Origin of the sequence: Vibrio sp. D3, from assembly GCF_043995865.1 — a bacterium.
In the GTDB taxonomy this organism is placed as follows: domain Bacteria; phylum Pseudomonadota; class Gammaproteobacteria; order Enterobacterales; family Vibrionaceae; genus Vibrio; species Vibrio diabolicus.
The window spans coordinates 1,661,991-1,678,403 of record NZ_CP171886.1; the positions used below are offsets into that span (position 1 = coordinate 1,661,991).

The window sequence follows — 16,413 nt, forward strand, 5'->3', positions numbered from 1 at the left end:
CTCTGAATAATGGCGCTCGTTGTTATTTATCTTGGTGTTGAGTTGATTTCACTTCACGCTGTTTCCACAGCTTGAAGATGGCAGGTAACACAAGCAGCGTTAACAGCAGGGCAGAAGCCATGCCACCAATCATCGGTGCAGCGATGCGTTGCATCACTTCAGAGCCTGTCCCCTCGCCGTACATGATTGGAATAAGACCAATGATTACCGTTAATACGGTCATCATGACAGGCCGCACACGCAAGCCAGCGCCTTCGCGAATTGCGTCTGTAAGATCCCGCGCTTGAAGTGGTCGTTGTTTCTCTTCTGCATCCAGTTTTCGGTGGTGCCATGCTTGGTTGAGATACACCAGCATGATGACGCCTATCTCCACCGCAACGCCGGCGAGGGCGATAAACCCAACCCCCACGGCAATAGAGAAGTTGTAGTTCAGATAATGCATCAGCCATAAGCCACCAACCATTGCTAAAGGCAGCGTCAGCATGATGATCAGCACCTCACCCACACGGCGGAAGCTGAAGTAAAGTAGCATCATGATGATCGCAATAGTGATTGGTACTACGACACTTAAGCGGTCTTTGGCGCGTTCCATGTATTCGTACTGACCTGACCAAGCCAGCGAATAACCCGCAGGTAATTCAAGTTGATCTGCTACTACTTGTTGTGCTTCCACGACGTATGAGCCCAGGTCACGACCTTCGATATCCACGAAAACCCAACCGTTTGGACGCGCGTTTTCGGTTTTGATCATCGGTGGGCCATCCTCATAACGAATATCTGCCACGTCTGCGAGTGCGATGCGTGCGCCGTTGGGGGTTACCAGTGGTAGGTTTTGCAGTTTAACAACCGAGTCACGGTAATCTTGCGGATAGCGGACGTTAATCGGGTAGCGTTCCAAGCCTTCAATGGTTTCTTCAACATTCATACCCCCAACAGCTGTTGAGATAACTTGCTGAACGTCTTTGATGCTCAATCCATATCTCGCAGCTGCGCGGCGTTTGATATCAATCGTCACGTAACGGCCACCCGCGACACGCTCCGCATATACAGATGAGGTGCCATGAACGCTATTAAGAATAGGTTCCAGCTGAGCACCAATTTTTTCGACCTCTTTCAGGTCTGGGCCTGCGATTTTGATCCCAATTGGCGTTTTAATGCCCGTCGCAAGCATGTCGATACGCGTTTTGATCGGCATTACCCATGCGTTGGTGAGTCCCGGGAACTGAATCAGTTCATCGAACTCTTTGCGTAACGACTCTGTCGTCACGCCTTCACGCCATTGATCGTGAGGTTTTAGCTGAATAACAGTTTCAATCATAGTGAGTGGCGCAGGGTCGGTAGCCGTTTCTGCACGGCCAATCTTGCCCCAAACCGTTTTGACTTCCGGTACGGTTTTGATCAGTTTGTTAGTTTGCTGAACTAGTTCACGTGCTTTACCAATCGAGATTCCCGGATACGTAGTCGGCATGTACATCAAGTCGCCTTCATCCAATGGTGGGATGAACTCGCTACCCAGTTGACTGGTTGGATAGTAAGCTGACGCCATTAGGCCTAAAGCGATAACGATCATACTCTTAGGATACTTGAGGCTGGTATTCAGCAACGGGCGATACAGCGCAATTAAGCCTCTATTTACTGGATTCTTATGCTCTGGTAATACGTTGCCACGGATGAAATAACCCATGAGCACAGGTACGAGGGTAATTGCCAAACCTGCCGCAGCGGCCATGGCATAAGTCTTAGTAAAGGCGAGAGGGGAGAACATCTTGCCTTCTTGACCTTCCAGTGCAAACACTGGCACAAAGCTTAACGTGATGATAAGCAGTGAGAAGAACAGGGGCGCGCCCACTTCTTCAGCGGCTTTGCCAATCACTTGCCAGCGGTTCTTATCCGTGAGAGGCGTTCGTTCAATATGCTTGTGAACGTTTTCTATCATCACGATGGCACCATCCACCATAGCACCGATGGCGATGGCAATCCCCCCGAGCGACATGATGTTGGCATTAATGCCTTGAGAATGCATGACGATAAACGCGGATAAAATACCGACGGGCAAGCTCAGTGCGATAACCAAAGATGAACGGATGTGAAATAGGAAAAGGGCACAAACAACCGCCACGACGATGAATTCTTCCGCCAATTTCTTCCACAAGTTTTCTACGGCAGCGTTAATCAGCGTGGAGCGATCGTAAGTAGGCACGATTTCTACACCATCCGGTAAGCTGCGCTGTAAATCTTCCAGTTTGTCTTTAACTTTGCTGATGACTTCACTCGCGTTTTCGCCGAATCGCATGACAATAACGCCACCAACCGCTTCACCTTCGCCGTTAAGCTCAGAGATGCCGCGACGCATTTGCGGACCTAAGTTGATGTCAGCAATGTCGCCCAATAAGAGCGGTGTACCTTTCTCTGTCACTTTGAGCGGGAGTGATTCAATATCCTCAATACTCGTTAGGTAACCTGTAGTGCGAACCATATGTTCCGCTTCTGCTACTTCAACAACAGAGGCGCCCGTTTCCTGATTGCCGTTTTGGATCGCCATGTTCACTTGTTGCAGTGTCAGGTTGTAAGCACGTAGCTTAGCTGGGTCAATCTGAACTTGATATTGTTTCACCATACCGCCAACGGTTGCGACTTCAGAGACGCCATCGACGGTTTGCAGCTCATATTTCAAGAACCAGTCTTGCATACTGCGTAGATCAGCAAGATCATGGTTGCCTGTTTTATCTTGCAGTACATAGCTGTAGACCCAGCCCACACCCGTTGCATCTGGTCCTAATGTCGGTTTTGCACTCGGTGGTAATTTAGGTGCTACTTGGCTTAGGTACTCTAAAACGCGCGAACGTGCCCAATACATGTCGGTATCATCGTTAAAAATGATATAAACATATGAGTCACCAAAGAATGAATAACCACGAACGGTTTCTGCACCCGGTACGGCGAGCATCGCGGTTGTTAGTGGGTAAGTAACTTGATCTTCAACTACTTGAGGTGCTTGGCCTGGGTAGCTTGTTTTGATGATCACTTGAACATCAGAAAGATCCGGAATGGCGTCTACAGGTGTATTCTTTACACTGTAAAGTCCGGTTAAAACAAGCGCTAAGGTAGCGATCAAAACCATGAAACGGTTTTTGATCGACCAGCGGATTATTGCTCCAATCATAGTTAGCCCTCAACCGCTTCAAGTTGCTTCAAGACGTAGTCAGCTCCTTGTTTTTCAACTAAAAACCGTACTTTCTGACCTTCTTTGAATCCGGATAGATCCACTTCATCACCCACAGAGAAGTTCATCTCTCCTGCCTCCCAGTTCCATTCTGCAACTGGGAGGTGGTTGAGAGTTATCATCCCAAAATCCGCCATCAACATGCTGATATCTCCGGTAATCCATACGTCAGTCACGACAACGCTGTCATCGGTTTTGTAGTCAACGACTTCATATTGACCGGACTCTGTTTTCTGAATTTCAAACTCGATAGCTTGGCCTTTTTGCAGAGTGCCCACATCAACGTCATCTGCGAGGGTAAAGTTCATGACCATACCCGGCCAATCCCACTCTGCTACGGGCTGATGATTAATGGTCAACATACGGTGATCTTTCATCACATCGGTGATTTCACCCTTAGCCCAAACTGTTTCTACTTTGGCTTCAGTAGGTGATGAAATACGGGATAGATCAGCCGTTTGGCTCGATTCCGAATCCAACATAAAGTGTGCAGAGGTTACGATGCGATCATCTTGAGACAGACCTTGTAGCACCTCGATTTTGTCGTCGGCTTCACGCCCAACTTTGATGCGCGTTGAGCGGTATTTACCATCGCCTTCAGACAACACGACTCGGGTCATACCGCCGGATCGAATAACGGAAGACTTAGGAATCGTCATAACTGCGTTATCAGTGACTGGTTGAAGGGCAATGTTGGCAAACATATTAGGTTTAAGATCGCCATTCGGGTTAGGGAACTTGAGGCGTACACGCAAGGTACGAGTTTTAGGATCCAGAATAGGGTATACGTAGTCGACAACCCCTTTCCATTCATTGCCTGGAATAGCATCCAGCGTCATAGTGGCGCTACTTCCTGCTTTCATCCAGTGCGCTTGGCGCTCAAATACTTCGGCATCCACCCATACGTTTTCAAGTGGGCCCGCGCTGATTACCGCTTGAGCAGGGGATAGGTAACCACCTTCACGAACGTTCAAACTCGCGATGACGCCATCTTCCGGAGCTTTAATTTCAATAGTTTGCGATGCTTTCCCGCGTTGAGTGATGGCTCTGATTTGAGAACGATCAACACCCAGTGTCACTAAACGTTCTGTCGCGCCTTTCACCAGACCATTACGCCCAGTTCGGTAGGCGTTCAGTAGCTCTTCTTGTGCTTTGACTAGCTCAGGCGAATACAGCGTGAACAGCACATCGCCTTTGTTGACCTTTTCACCCACGGCATTGATGTAAAGCTTTTCAACCCAGCCAGCCACGCGAACGTTGGTTTGCCACAAATGACTTTCGTCAAACGCGATATAGCCGACAGTTTCAATCCGAGGTGAAAGTTGCTCTAAAGAGACTTGAGCAGTTTTTACACCTAAGTTGTTTTCAACTGATGGGTCAATTTTTACCGTGCCGGGTTTGTCTTGTTCACCCGCGAGATCTTCAGCGTACACTGGGATCAAGTCCATGCCCATTGGCGATTTGCCCGGTTTGTCGCGCTTATAATTTGGATCCATTGGAGCAACCCAATAGAGTGGCTCGTTTGAGCTGCTTGCAGCGTTAGCGCCTGAGCCACTCATGTCGTGGTTTGCACCAGATAGGTACTGATTAACGCCAAACCCTAGTGCCCCGCCAACAAGCAGAGCGATGGTTGCTATCTTGATTGAATTTGAACTCATTCCTAATTCCTTATTTTCCCCATGAGGCATGACAGCGATGTTGATTGTTTATTGGTGTGCATTCGCCATCGTCCCCAAACTTGGGTTCTCTCATGTTTTGTTTTAGTTCGCGCTTGCTTCAGTCGTGATGTTGGGTGCGGATACTTGATATTCGAAACCACCCAATAAAGCCGCTAAGTTGCTGTTTACGATGTTTAAATCGGTAATAAGACGTTGCTGTTCGAGCTTTAGCGCCAGCTCGTCTGTGCTTGCCATGATCACGTCGTTAAACTGTGCGGTGTTGTTTTGATAACCCCTTTCTACCGCGTGAATACGAGCTTGAACTTGGGGAAGTAAGGTGGATTGATAACGCTCTAAACGCTGACTCAAGTTGGCGCGATCAACCAGCAATGTGTTGACCTTCGCGTTCATCTGAGTCAGTAACGTATCTTTTTGTGAGCGAGCAGCACCCACTTGATACTGAGCGGCGGCTAAGTTGCGGTCTTGGCGATTGCCAGTGAACAGGGGAATGTCCATTGTTAGATACGCGCTCACCAAATCCGATGCAGGTTCGCCTTTCATATTGTTGGCTTGACGATAGGCGTACATCACTTCCACACCGAATTGAGGCGTGTAAGCTTGCTCTGCAATGTCCACTTGAGTTTCATTGGCAGAAATACTTACGTCTGCCATTTTCACCATCGGGTGCTCACTCAACTGTTGGTAGTGCTTGGTCGTTTCGTTATTTGCAGACAACTTTTGGTTTAATGACGCCCAAGTCAGTGTGTTGCTGGCTTGAAGTGTTGAGCGTCCGTTTTGGGTATAGGTATTGAGCCAGTCCGAGCCCAACCATTCTGAGAGTTGCGAGACCAAACGGCGCTGCATTTGTGCGTTGGCTTGCAGCTTTTCATCCAACTTACTCACTTGAAGCTGTGCATTCAGTAAATCTTGCGCTTCGCTTTTGCCGATTGAGTAATTGGTTTGAATGAAGTTTTCCATTTCCGTCATGAGCCGACGGTTTTCTAGCAAAATTTGCTCTGCTTTCTGCTGATAGCCCAGCTCCAACCAAAGCTGAGTCATGCTGTTTGCCACTTCAAGCTCCCGTGCGTGAACTTGCAACGACAAACCATCGGCTTGTTGATTGGCTTTCTTTTGTTGAAGATCGAGCGTCGAGCCACGTTCGAACTGTTGCATCAAACCGACGGAGATATTGGTCATCGGATCCTCGTCAAATTTGAAGCTATCGACAGGCAAACCACCAAAACCGACTTTCAATTTCGGGTCCATCAAGGTTGCGCTGGCTACGCCTGTTTCACGCATTGCTTCCGATTGAGCATAGAACTGCTTACGGTTGCCATCGTTACTCAACGCAACGCTAATGAGGTTTGCTAGCTCATTGGTTGACTGAGCTTGGATTGATTGAGCTTGCGCTTCTTGCTGTGCTTTCGTATTGGCTGGCGATTGTGCCACCACATTGAAAGCAGGTAGAGCAACCAGAGCCAGTGAGCATACTGGTGCCACTAAGCGATTTGGGTTGAATTCCATAATTTACATCCAAATTGATACCAAGCTCTTTTGCGTTTCGGATCGATTGAACCGAGCATGAGAGCGTTGGTATTTGCCAAACGGATGACGCACTTTTTTATCGCTAAATAGCAGGTAACAAATGGAGTTACGAGCGAATAGCTGAGGTAAGCACGCTATCAGTTGGGCGCAAAGAAACTGCCTGCAAAGCGATGCAGGGTCGAATGCTTTATATGGATTAAACTATCGGAGGCCGATACAAATCATGGGTGACTTGTACCACTGGTGCGGTAATTTCTGAGGCAATGGATGCGCGACAAGCCAATGGGGAGAGCTGGCTGTCAGTGACTGGTAATGGGACAAAAACGAATGAGCAAGATGCTGTGCAGCAATTGTGGATCATACCGGAGCCATCAACACAGCTCATGGTCATCTCTGCAGAGTTGGAGCTCAACGATGAGGCCATCTCCATGCTTATACTCGGGGAGCCGCAGTGATCGTTCTCGCTTGCCATTTCCGTCATGTGAGCAGACATCATGGCATCACTCGACATCATTTTTAGGCTCATTAAAGGCGCACTATTTACCACGCTAGATACCAGCAGTATCAGCGTTGTACATAACGTTAGCCAAATTGTATGCAATGATTTCAGACGCATACGGTTTCCAGTCAAAATGAGCTTATATATCGAGTAACCACTAAATAATAAAGGTTACCCTAGGGGTAAAGTCAAGGATTATACCGAACCCACTTCGAGATAATGAGTTCTACATCTTAAAGTCAATTGGACATATTAATCGCTAAGAAATATCTCGCTAGTGAGTTTTTTGTCACACGAACTTTCCATGGTAGGGTTTATCCTTGTAGAATGTAAGGTTTAGTGTGCCTGCTTCGGGGGTTGTATGATAGAAATTGTCATCGATGGAAAATATAGAATTGTAGAAGAGGGGCTAACCCTTCTGGAAGCAGCCAAAGTGTGCGGGGTCGAAATCCCTTCACTGTGCGGAATGAACAAAAGTAACGAGAAAATTCCGTGTGATTTGTGTGTGGTCGAAGTGGAAAGTGGCGGAACTAAGCGCGCCTGTGATCTCAAAGTGTACCGCGGTCTCAATGTCGTCACACAATCAGAACAACTGAGTGAGCACCGCAGAAAAGCGCTCAACCGAATCATGACGGACCACTACGCAGACTGTGAAGCTCCATGCAAAACGGCGTGTCCTGCTGGGGTAGACATCCAATCTTATCTCTACCATATCTCGCAAAACGATCATCAAAAAGCGATTGAAGTTATTAAACGCACACTACCAATGCCGTTATCGATTGGGCGTGTGTGTCCGGCATTCTGCGAAAGTGAGTGTCGCCGTTCTTTGGTGGATGAGCCGATTGCCATTCGCCAACTCAAACGCCATGCCGCAGACGCAGATTTAGCGGCGCATGAAGCGTATGTCCCAGAGAAAAAACCAGCGAAGCATCGCAAGATCGCCGTTGTTGGTAGTGGCCCCGGTGGCTTAACGGCAGGTTATTACTTGTCGAATGAAGGTTATGACGTCACCGTATTTGAGTCCATGCCCAAAGCAGGCGGTTGGCTACGCTACGGCATTCCTGAATATCGCCTACCCAAAGACATTCTAGACAAAGAAATCGAACTGATGTGCCGCAACGGCATGCAAGTTGAAACCAACAAAAAGCTTGGTGTTGATTTCACGCTGTATCAATTGAGTGAAGACTACGATGCCGTCTGTTTGGCTGTGGGGGCGTCTCAAGCGGTAGAAATGAATTATCCTGGTAGCGACTTGGACGGCTGTTATCTCGGTGTTGATTACCTGAAAGATTACGTTACAGGACAAAACTACGTTACGGGCAAAAAAGTTGCCGTGATTGGTGGTGGTAACACTGCGATCGACTGTGCGCGTACGGCGCGTCGTGCGGGTGCCGATACCACTTTGATCTATCGTCGAACTCGTGACGAAATGCCAGCCGAAGACTACGAAATCGTCGAAGCTGAACATGAGGGCGTGAAGTTCCATTTCTTAACGAATCCGGCGGAAAACATCGCGGATGAAAACGGCCGCGTGAAGGAAATTCGATTAGAACGAATGGCGTTAGGTGAGCCAGATGCGTCTGGTCGTCGTAGTCCGAAACCAACAGGTGAGTTCTTTACTGAAGCATTTGATACCGTGATTGCAGCGGTATCGCAAAAGCCGGATCTCAGCTTCTTAGAAAACGATGATTTGTCTATTCCACTAACACGTTGGAACACATCTGAATCCGATGCTCAAACCATGCACACGGGTACGGGCAATATCTTCAGTATCGGTGATTTTCGTCGTGGTCCTGCAACAGCGGTTGAAGCGGTGGGCGATGGGCGAGTTGCGGCAAAAGCGATTGATCTGTTCCTCAATGGCGATATGGCGGACATGCCGAAACCTGCGTTCAACTCTCGTAAAGAGAAAAAACTGGCGCAGGTTGACCCACTTCATTTCGAAAATATCCAAAAAGTTGCTCGTTCAATCATGCCGGAGTTGACTCCAGCGCAGCGTGAGCAGAGTTTTGCTGAAGTGGAACTGGGCTTTGATAACGAAGAGGCCATGAAAGAAGCGGCGCGCTGCTTAGAGTGTGGTTGCCAAGCGAATACCGACTGTGCCTTGCGAGATTACTCAACGGAATATCATGCCGAGCAACATTTCGATGTTTCCGTGGACGTTTCCTCTGCTAGCGTGATTGGTCATCAAGATTGGCTCGATTTGCGAGCGAAAGATCTTCGTCATAAATACGAAGTAGACCGCAGCTCTGAGTTCATTGAATTTGATGCTAACCGCTGCATCAGTTGTGGTCAGTGTATTCAAGCATGCCGCGAGCAAGCGGTACATGGTGTGTTGAGTTTTGTGTCGGATAAAAATGGCCGACCAGCTTTACGACCAGATGATCGTCCACGATTCCGCTCCGATGAAAAAGGCGCAAGTTGCAGCGGTTTGACGCTCATGGGCGATTCAAAATGCGTGCAATGTGGGGCGTGTGTTCAGTCGTGTCCAACGGGCGCAATGGTGGATAGCCGTGACCGCTCTCAAGGCAGAACCGAACACCTAAAAGCCGTCGATACCATTTGTACCTACTGCGGTGTGGGTTGTAAGTTGACCATGTTTGTCGATGAGCGACAAAACAAAATCCGGTATGTAAAAGGGGCGGATTCGCCAGTTAACCAAGGTATGCTGTGCGTGAAAGGCCGTTTTGGTTTTGATTTCATTAGCAGCGAAGAGCGTTTAACGACACCACTGATTCGTAAAGATGGTTGGTTGCAGCCAGCAAGTTGGGACGAAGCGATTCAGCTAGTGGCTTCGAAGCTTTCGACCATCAAGCAAGATTTTGGTAGCAACGCACTGGCCGGATTCTCTTCAGCGAAAACCACTAACGAAGATAACTACGCGTTTCAAAAATTCATCCGTCGTGAACTTGGTACGAACAACGTTGATCACTGCGCACGTTTGTGTCACGCATCAAGTGTGACAGGGCTTGAAGCATCGCTGGGGAGTGGTGCGATGACCAACGACATTCCGAGCATTAAGCATTCCGATGTGATCTTTATTATCGGTTCTGACACCACATCTGCGCACCCGATCATCGCTTCGCATATCAAACAGGCGATTCGTCATTACGGGGCACGCTTGATTGTTGCAGACCCGAAACGAGTAGACATGGCCGAACATGCAGAACTGTACTTAGCGCATCGTCCGGGCACGGATGTTATGTTGCTCAACGGCGTGATGCAGCAAATCATCAAAAATGGTTGGTACGATCAAGAATACATCGAAGAGCGCGTCGACGGCTTTGATACCTTGCTTCAAGAGGTGATGTCGCCAGCGTACAACCTCGACAAAGTTGAGTTAGTGACGGGCGTAAAAGCGGACGATATTTTCGCGATGGCGCGAATGATTGGTACGGCAAAACGCACGGCGGTGTATTACTCAATGGGTATTACCCAGCATACAACAGGGCACGACAACGTTCGTTCGATTGCAAACCTGCAATTGTTGTGTGGCAACATCGGTATTGAGGGTGGTGGTATTAACCCACTGCGCGGTCAATCAAACGTACAAGGTGCGTGTGATATGGGCGCATTGCCGAACTGTTATCCGGGATACCAAAAAGTGTATAACCCGATTGTTCGTCAGAAATTCGCGATTGAGTGGGATGCGCCGAACTTACCTTCTGAGCAAGGGCTTACCCTAACGGAAATCATCGATGCGGCGTGCAAACGAGAAGTTCGCGGGATGTACATCATGGGCGAAAACCCAGTACTGAGTGATCCAAACCAAGCACACGTGATTGAAGGGTTGGAAGCACTCGACTTCTTGGTCGTGCAAGACATCTTCCTCACCGAGACGGCGCAGTACGCCGATGTGGTATTGCCTTCTTGTTCATTTGCGGAAAAATCCGGTCACTTCACCAATACTGAGCGACGCGTGCAGCGCGTCAATGCGGCAGTGAAAGCGTCGGGTGAGGCGAAAGAAGATTGGTGGATCATTCAAGCGATCGCAAACGCGATGGGCAGCGATTGGCATTACCAGTGCGTTTCTGAAATCACTAGCGAAATCGCGCGTGTAACGCCGCAATATGCAGGGTTGCGCTGGGACGCGATCACGCCGAACGGTGTTCAATGGCCAAGTAACAAGAACAATCCAAACGGTACTCGTATTATGCACCAAACCCAATTTACCCGAGGGAAAGGGCAAATGGTGGGCGTGCCGTTCCGCTATGCAGCTGAGTTGCCTGATGAAGAGTATCCTTTGGTGCTTACAACAGGGCGTGTGCTAGAACAGTTCCACACCGGTACGATGACACGCAAAACGAAAGGGTTGGATAACCTTGCTGGGCCAAGAGCGATGATCAGTGTTGAAGATGCCGAAGCAATTGGTATCCATAATGGTCAGCGCCTAAAAGTGTCGACTCGTCGTGGCAGCATCGAAATTGATGCGTTTGTGACCAAGCGAGTGCAAAAAGGCGTCGTGTTTATCCCGTTTCATTTCGTTGAATCGCCGGTCAACCGCTTGACGACTACGGCAACGGACCCGCATGCGAAAATTCCTGAATTCAAAGTCGCAGCGGTGAAGATTGAAATCAGTGAAACGGCTGCTCAACCAGAGCCTGTCGAGGAAGCGGTACACCACGTCTAACATCAACGCTTCACGCACTGGCGAGTTGAGAAATTGCATTTAAGCTTATGATATGTAATAGCGAAACGAGCAGTGCGTGTGCCGAGCGTTTTTAAGTGGATCATATTGCTTCTACCCGCTCTTATTTGGCTGGCGGTCAGGCAAATTGAACATATTTGGTGGGCGGAGAATCTTACCTCGATTCCCGCCCTCATTGTGTTCACTTACGTTGCTTTAGCCTCGGCGTTTTTCATCACTCGTCGATGGTTGCAAAGTGCATTTTCTGCCTTTGTCGCTATTTTGTTTGTCTCGTTACTTGTTCCGCCGCAGCGCAGCCATGTGGCGTCTTGCTTGCAGTCTTTGAGCGTCATTCAATTCAATCTTTTTTACGAAAACTCAGACATCAATCAGTTCATCAACTATCTATTGAGGCATCCTGCTGATTTGGTGGTGATGCAAGAGCTGACGCCGCGTGTTGGCAGCCTTTTGCACATGTTGGATGATGTCTATCCGCATTATTATGGTGGCCAACGTGACGTGGGGTATCCATCAAATTTGATGATTCTTAGCCGACACCCCATCACGGAGGTTTCGGTTTATCGTGCGCCAAATGGACAAGAAGTCATCAGAGCGGTTTGGTTGCCTAAAGGTCAAGCACCGATCACTTTGTTTGCGGCTCATCCACCGTCACCAAGAACCAGCGAGCTTTGGCATCAAAGAAATGCGCTGGTGCGAACCATAGAAACGCTGACTACGCTTTATCCTGAGCCAGAGGTGTTGGTTGTGGGGGATTTCAATCTCTCTTCGGTTAGCCCTCGTTTTTCTGCGCTGTTCCCGAGTTTTCAAACCGCGCCAGTGACGAGCTGGCCAACGAACATCAAAGGCATCAACGTGCCAGAGCCGATAATGATAGGCATTGATCATTTGTGGCTGAAATCTGAGCAAGGACAGCGAATCATCTGCTCTCGTGAATCCTCTGCTTTACCACAAGGCTCAGATCACCGCATGGTGACAACCCAGATCGGTGTGCATATTCCATAGTTAAAGCCCTTAGAATTTGTTGTGTTGCATAAGTTAAACCTGTGCTGAGCTTGTCATAGAATTGACTCTCTCTGACTGTTCTCTGTTATTTGAGCAAGTTCCATGACCTAAACTTTGCTTGCTTCCTATACTGAACTAACGAAGCAGGATTTTTATAACAACAAGAGGCAGCTTGCATGACAAGAACAACCTCATTTGCACTCGTTTTATTACTGATGTGCGCATACTTTGGTTACAACCGTTATTACGTGTATCCGCAGCAGTTGGAAACACAGGCCAAATCCATGTTGATACAAATGGCAAATCGCGAAGAGTGGATGGATGTGTTTGAGATGATGAATCGCGTAGAGGCGCACAAAGGGCATTTAGAACTCGTGGCCGATGTTACGTCTTCTGATGGCAAACGTGCTTACAGTGAAGGCTTTATTACCTATACCGATCGTGAAGGTGTCGTCTGTAAACAGGTGGTGTTTAACTTTAAAATCAACTCTTTGAAAAACTACAGTATTTCAGACTTACGAGACTGCTCGTACGGCGAATATTATTAAGGTGAGTTGCTTAGTTAAGTCCGGTAAAACTAAATTTGAATATCCAAACAAAAATAGCCTCATTGTCGAGGCTATTTTTGTTTCTGCGAAAGAGAAAAATGGGCAACTTTAATCGAGCGATTTCTTAAACCTTAGTGACGCGACGACCAATCCAAATACGGTAAACCCGAGCAACCAAAGGGTATCTCGCCACAAGTCCATCAGATCCGCTCCTCGTAACACTATGCCTCTAATCATGCGCATAAAGTGAGTGGCGGGCAGGGCTTCTGAAATCCACTGTGCTGCGACTGGCATGCCCTCGTAAGGGAACATAAATCCAGACAGCAGAATCGAAGGCAGAAGAATGAACACCGTCATTTGCATCGCTTGAAGCTGTGTTGTGGCGATGGTGGATATGACCAATCCTAAAGTTAAGCTGGCGGCGATAAACAACAAGGTTCCAAACAGAATTTGGCTGACTGCACCGTTAATTGGTACGCCGAAAATCCAATGTCCCAACCCTAGAATGATGAAAACCTGAATTAAGCCGACAAAGATATACGGCACGATTTTCGCCACCATTAGCTCTATCGAGTGGATGGGCGTGGTGATTAATAGCTCCAAATTTCCCCGTTCACGTTCTCGTACAATCGCGGCACTGGTGAACAAAATCATCGTCATGGTGAGAATCACACCGAGTAAGCCGGGTACGATGTTGACCGCAGAACGCCGACTTGGGTTGTAGTAGAGTGCGACTTCGAATGTTTTGCTGGGCGCAGGGCGAATCTCGAAATCAAAATCGGTCAATGGCATGGTTTGCAACGACAATATTGCCGAGCTGATCATGGTATCTGACCCATCCACAATCCATTGCCCAAGCTCTCGACCTTGCATCATGCGTTGTGTGAGATCGCTTGGCAAAATCAGCACGGCGCGCACAATACCATCTTGAATCGCTTGTTCAGCCTCTTGCGCGGTGGCATAGGTTTCTTTGATATCCACCACTTGAGTGACTTTGACGGACTGGGTAATGATCCTCCCGGCGGTGCTGCCACTTTGGTCGACAACACCTACCGGAATGTTGCGAATGTCCGTATTGATTGCGAAGCCGAACAGCAAAAGCTGGATAAGCGGGATCATCACCACCATGCCAAACGTGATTCGGTCACGGGAAAGTTGGCGAATCTCTTTGATCATGACGGCTTTCATGCGAGCGATAGGTTTCATCATTGGCGGCCTTTCCCTGTCACGCTGACAAAAACATCTTCTAAGCTTGGGCGAGCGTGGTTCATTTCAGCGTTTTGAAGTTCAGGAAACGTCTGCTTTAACCATTCAATCGGCAGCTCGACATGCTGGTGGATAAGGATGCGTAAACGAATCCCCAACTGCGCCGCAGAGCGAACTTCGTCACGTTGAATCAGCTTTTCTTTGAGTTCACGAAGTTTGTCGGCTTTCACCTCAATGATATTAACGCCCATCTGTTCCATTAACTGTTCGGGCTCGCCATCGGCACGAATTTCGCCCGATTCCATGATCGCCAGACGGTGGCAGCGTTCCGCTTCGTCCATGTAATGCGTGGTGACCAAAATCGTCGTACCTTGATCGCACAAGTCGAACAACTGCTCCCAAAAATCGCGTCGATTTTCGGGGTCAACGGCGGATGTCGGCTCATCCAAAAATAGCAGTTCGGGTTTATGCATGGTCGCGGCGGCGAGTGAAAGACGCTGCTTTTGTCCGCCACTCATGCCGCTTACGCGCTGTTTGCGCAATTGATCCAACCCGTAAGTGGTGAGCTGCTCTTCTATCCGCTCTTTCAGCGACTTGCTGCTTAAACCAAAAATTTGCCCAATAAATTCGAGGTTCTCTTGAACGGATAGGTCATCGTACAACGAGAACTTTTGTGTCATGTAACCAATTTTGAGCCGCAGTTGTTCGGATTGTTTTGGGATTTCTAATCCAAGCACATCCACACTGCCTTCGCTTGGACTGAGAAGGCCGGTGAGCACACGAATGGTGGTCGACTTACCGCAACCATTTGGCCCCAAAAATCCGTAAATGCTGCCTTTGGGCACGTTGAGTGTGATGTTATTGATAGCAGTAAAGTCGCCGAACTTTTTGACTACATTTTGAGCTTGAATTGCATACTCGGTCATTGGCTTACTCCACCAAATCTACTTGGGCAGGCACACCGGACGGCAACGTTTTTGCAGACTCAGGTAAATCAACTTCTGCTAGATACATCAATCGTGAACGTTCTTCTTCGGTTAGTGCGAAGTAGGGCGTGAATGACGGCTCACTAGCCACCCAACGAACGGTGCCTTGTAATGGACTCTCCAGGCCATCGACATTTACCGTCACGGTTTTCCCAGGAATAAACCCGATTCGATAATCGGCAGGAACATACACTCGCGCATACGGCACGCGGTTGGCTTGAATCACGGCAACCACACCGTTCACTGGTACGCGTTCGCCAAGGTTGTAAGGCAAATTATCGAGCGTACCGTCACGCGTGGCCGTGATGGTGAGTTCTGCCAGTTTTTGCTCTTGCAACGCCACTTCGGCTTTTGCCGCCATTAAAGCGGCTTTAGCTTGTTCGATGTCTTCTAGGCGAGAACCTGCGGTGAGCTTACTGAACTCTTCTTTTGCTGAGTCTAATTCCGCTCTCGCAGAGTCCCTTGCCGCAAGAGCGGAATCTTTTTCGGATTGGCTGATGAGCTTTTTACGCACCAGTTCTGCTTTGCGTTGATAGTTTTTCTGCGCTTCGGTGAGCTGCGCTTCCGCTCGGGCTACGCGTGCCGATGCGGCAGCAATGTCTTCTGGACGTTCACCATTGGTCAATTTAAGCAAATACGCTCCCGCTTTGGCTTGCTCGGCAACGGCGTGTGCAAGAACGGCTTGTTGATTCTTGGTATCGAGCTGAACCAACACTTCCCCTTCACTGACCAAGCTGCCTTCTTTGACAGGAAGGGCTCTAATTATCTCATTAGATGTGGCAGTAAATGTTACGCGGTCACGTTCTAAAGTGCCAAGCGCTTGGTGCGTGTTATCTTTTGAACAGGCGCATAAAAGGGCAATAACCAATGTGCCAAAAATGATTCGCTTCATAGTGCGGTGCTTCCTTTGAAGAAGTAATGCATGAATAGATAACTTGTGAACGGGAGCGTGTTGATTGAGCCTGCCAACCCGTCGCTAACTGCCATCCATAACGATTTCTTTTTAGAGCTTAGCATTTTATCTACAAGCGATTCTTTTTAAATAGAGAGGCTTAGCGTTGGAAGAGGGCTATGAAGGCCTCAATTTAAAGAACCTTG

At 48.4% G+C, this 16,413-nt stretch carries 10 protein-coding genes; 3 read left to right on the top strand and 7 right to left on the bottom strand.

Annotated features, from left to right (window positions below):
- Nucleotides 1–22 precede the first annotated feature (22 nt).
- From ACHFJ9_RS07275 to ACHFJ9_RS07290, 4 genes are all read right to left on the bottom strand, one after another.
- Entirely contained in the window at nucleotides 23–3,163 is a 3,141-nt protein-coding gene (locus ACHFJ9_RS07275; protein ID WP_395354490.1) for an efflux RND transporter permease subunit, read from the bottom strand.
- Nucleotides 3,164–3,165: 2 nt separating this feature from the next.
- The gene (locus ACHFJ9_RS07280) at nucleotides 3,166–4,881 is read right to left on the bottom strand and encodes an efflux RND transporter periplasmic adaptor subunit (protein ID WP_258504957.1); all 1,716 of its coding nucleotides are present in this window, start codon (nucleotides 4,879–4,881) and stop codon (nucleotides 3,166–3,168) included.
- A gap of 102 nt (nucleotides 4,882–4,983) precedes the next feature.
- A complete protein-coding gene (locus tag ACHFJ9_RS07285; RefSeq protein ID WP_053313547.1) occupies nucleotides 4,984–6,405 on the bottom strand; it encodes a TolC family protein in 1,422 nt (473 codons plus the stop codon).
- Between the two features lie 217 nt (nucleotides 6,406–6,622).
- On the bottom strand, nucleotides 6,623–7,042 hold the full coding sequence (locus tag ACHFJ9_RS07290; protein ID WP_395354492.1) for a hypothetical protein: 420 nt from the start codon (nucleotides 7,040–7,042) through the stop codon (nucleotides 6,623–6,625).
- Nucleotides 7,043–7,286: 244 nt separating this feature from the next.
- Here ACHFJ9_RS07290 and fdhF point away from each other — a divergent pair, with 244 nt between their 5' ends.
- From fdhF to ACHFJ9_RS07305, 3 genes are all read left to right on the top strand, one after another.
- Nucleotides 7,287–11,555 (top strand): formate dehydrogenase subunit alpha, encoded by a 4,269-nt coding sequence (fdhF, locus tag ACHFJ9_RS07295; RefSeq protein ID WP_395354494.1) that lies wholly within the window; start codon nucleotides 7,287–7,289, stop codon nucleotides 11,553–11,555.
- Between the two features lie 72 nt (nucleotides 11,556–11,627).
- Nucleotides 11,628–12,575, top strand: a complete 948-nt coding sequence (locus tag ACHFJ9_RS07300) for an endonuclease/exonuclease/phosphatase family protein (protein WP_053809589.1) — start codon at nucleotides 11,628–11,630, stop codon at nucleotides 12,573–12,575.
- A 176-nt stretch (nucleotides 12,576–12,751) separates the two neighbouring features.
- Nucleotides 12,752–13,123, top strand: coding sequence for a hypothetical protein (locus ACHFJ9_RS07305; RefSeq protein ID WP_005391248.1), 372 nt, complete (start codon nucleotides 12,752–12,754; stop codon nucleotides 13,121–13,123).
- Nucleotides 13,124–13,231: 108 nt separating this feature from the next.
- Here the strand turns inward: ACHFJ9_RS07305 and ACHFJ9_RS07310 are convergent, their stop codons facing one another.
- From ACHFJ9_RS07310 to ACHFJ9_RS07320, 3 genes are read right to left on the bottom strand one after another with little or no spacing between them, the layout of a single operon-like run.
- Entirely contained in the window at nucleotides 13,232–14,329 is a 1,098-nt protein-coding gene (locus ACHFJ9_RS07310; RefSeq protein WP_005462034.1) for an ABC transporter permease, read from the bottom strand.
- Nucleotides 14,329–15,255 (bottom strand): ABC transporter ATP-binding protein, encoded by a 927-nt coding sequence (locus ACHFJ9_RS07315; RefSeq protein WP_395354497.1) that lies wholly within the window; start codon nucleotides 15,253–15,255, stop codon nucleotides 14,329–14,331. Before ACHFJ9_RS07315 ends, ACHFJ9_RS07310 begins: the two co-directional genes overlap by 1 nt.
- Before the next feature lie 4 nt (nucleotides 15,256–15,259).
- The gene (locus ACHFJ9_RS07320; RefSeq protein ID WP_395354499.1) at nucleotides 15,260–16,207 is read right to left on the bottom strand and encodes an HlyD family secretion protein; all 948 of its coding nucleotides are present in this window, start codon (nucleotides 16,205–16,207) and stop codon (nucleotides 15,260–15,262) included.
- Between the last annotated feature and the right edge of the window lie 206 nt (nucleotides 16,208–16,413).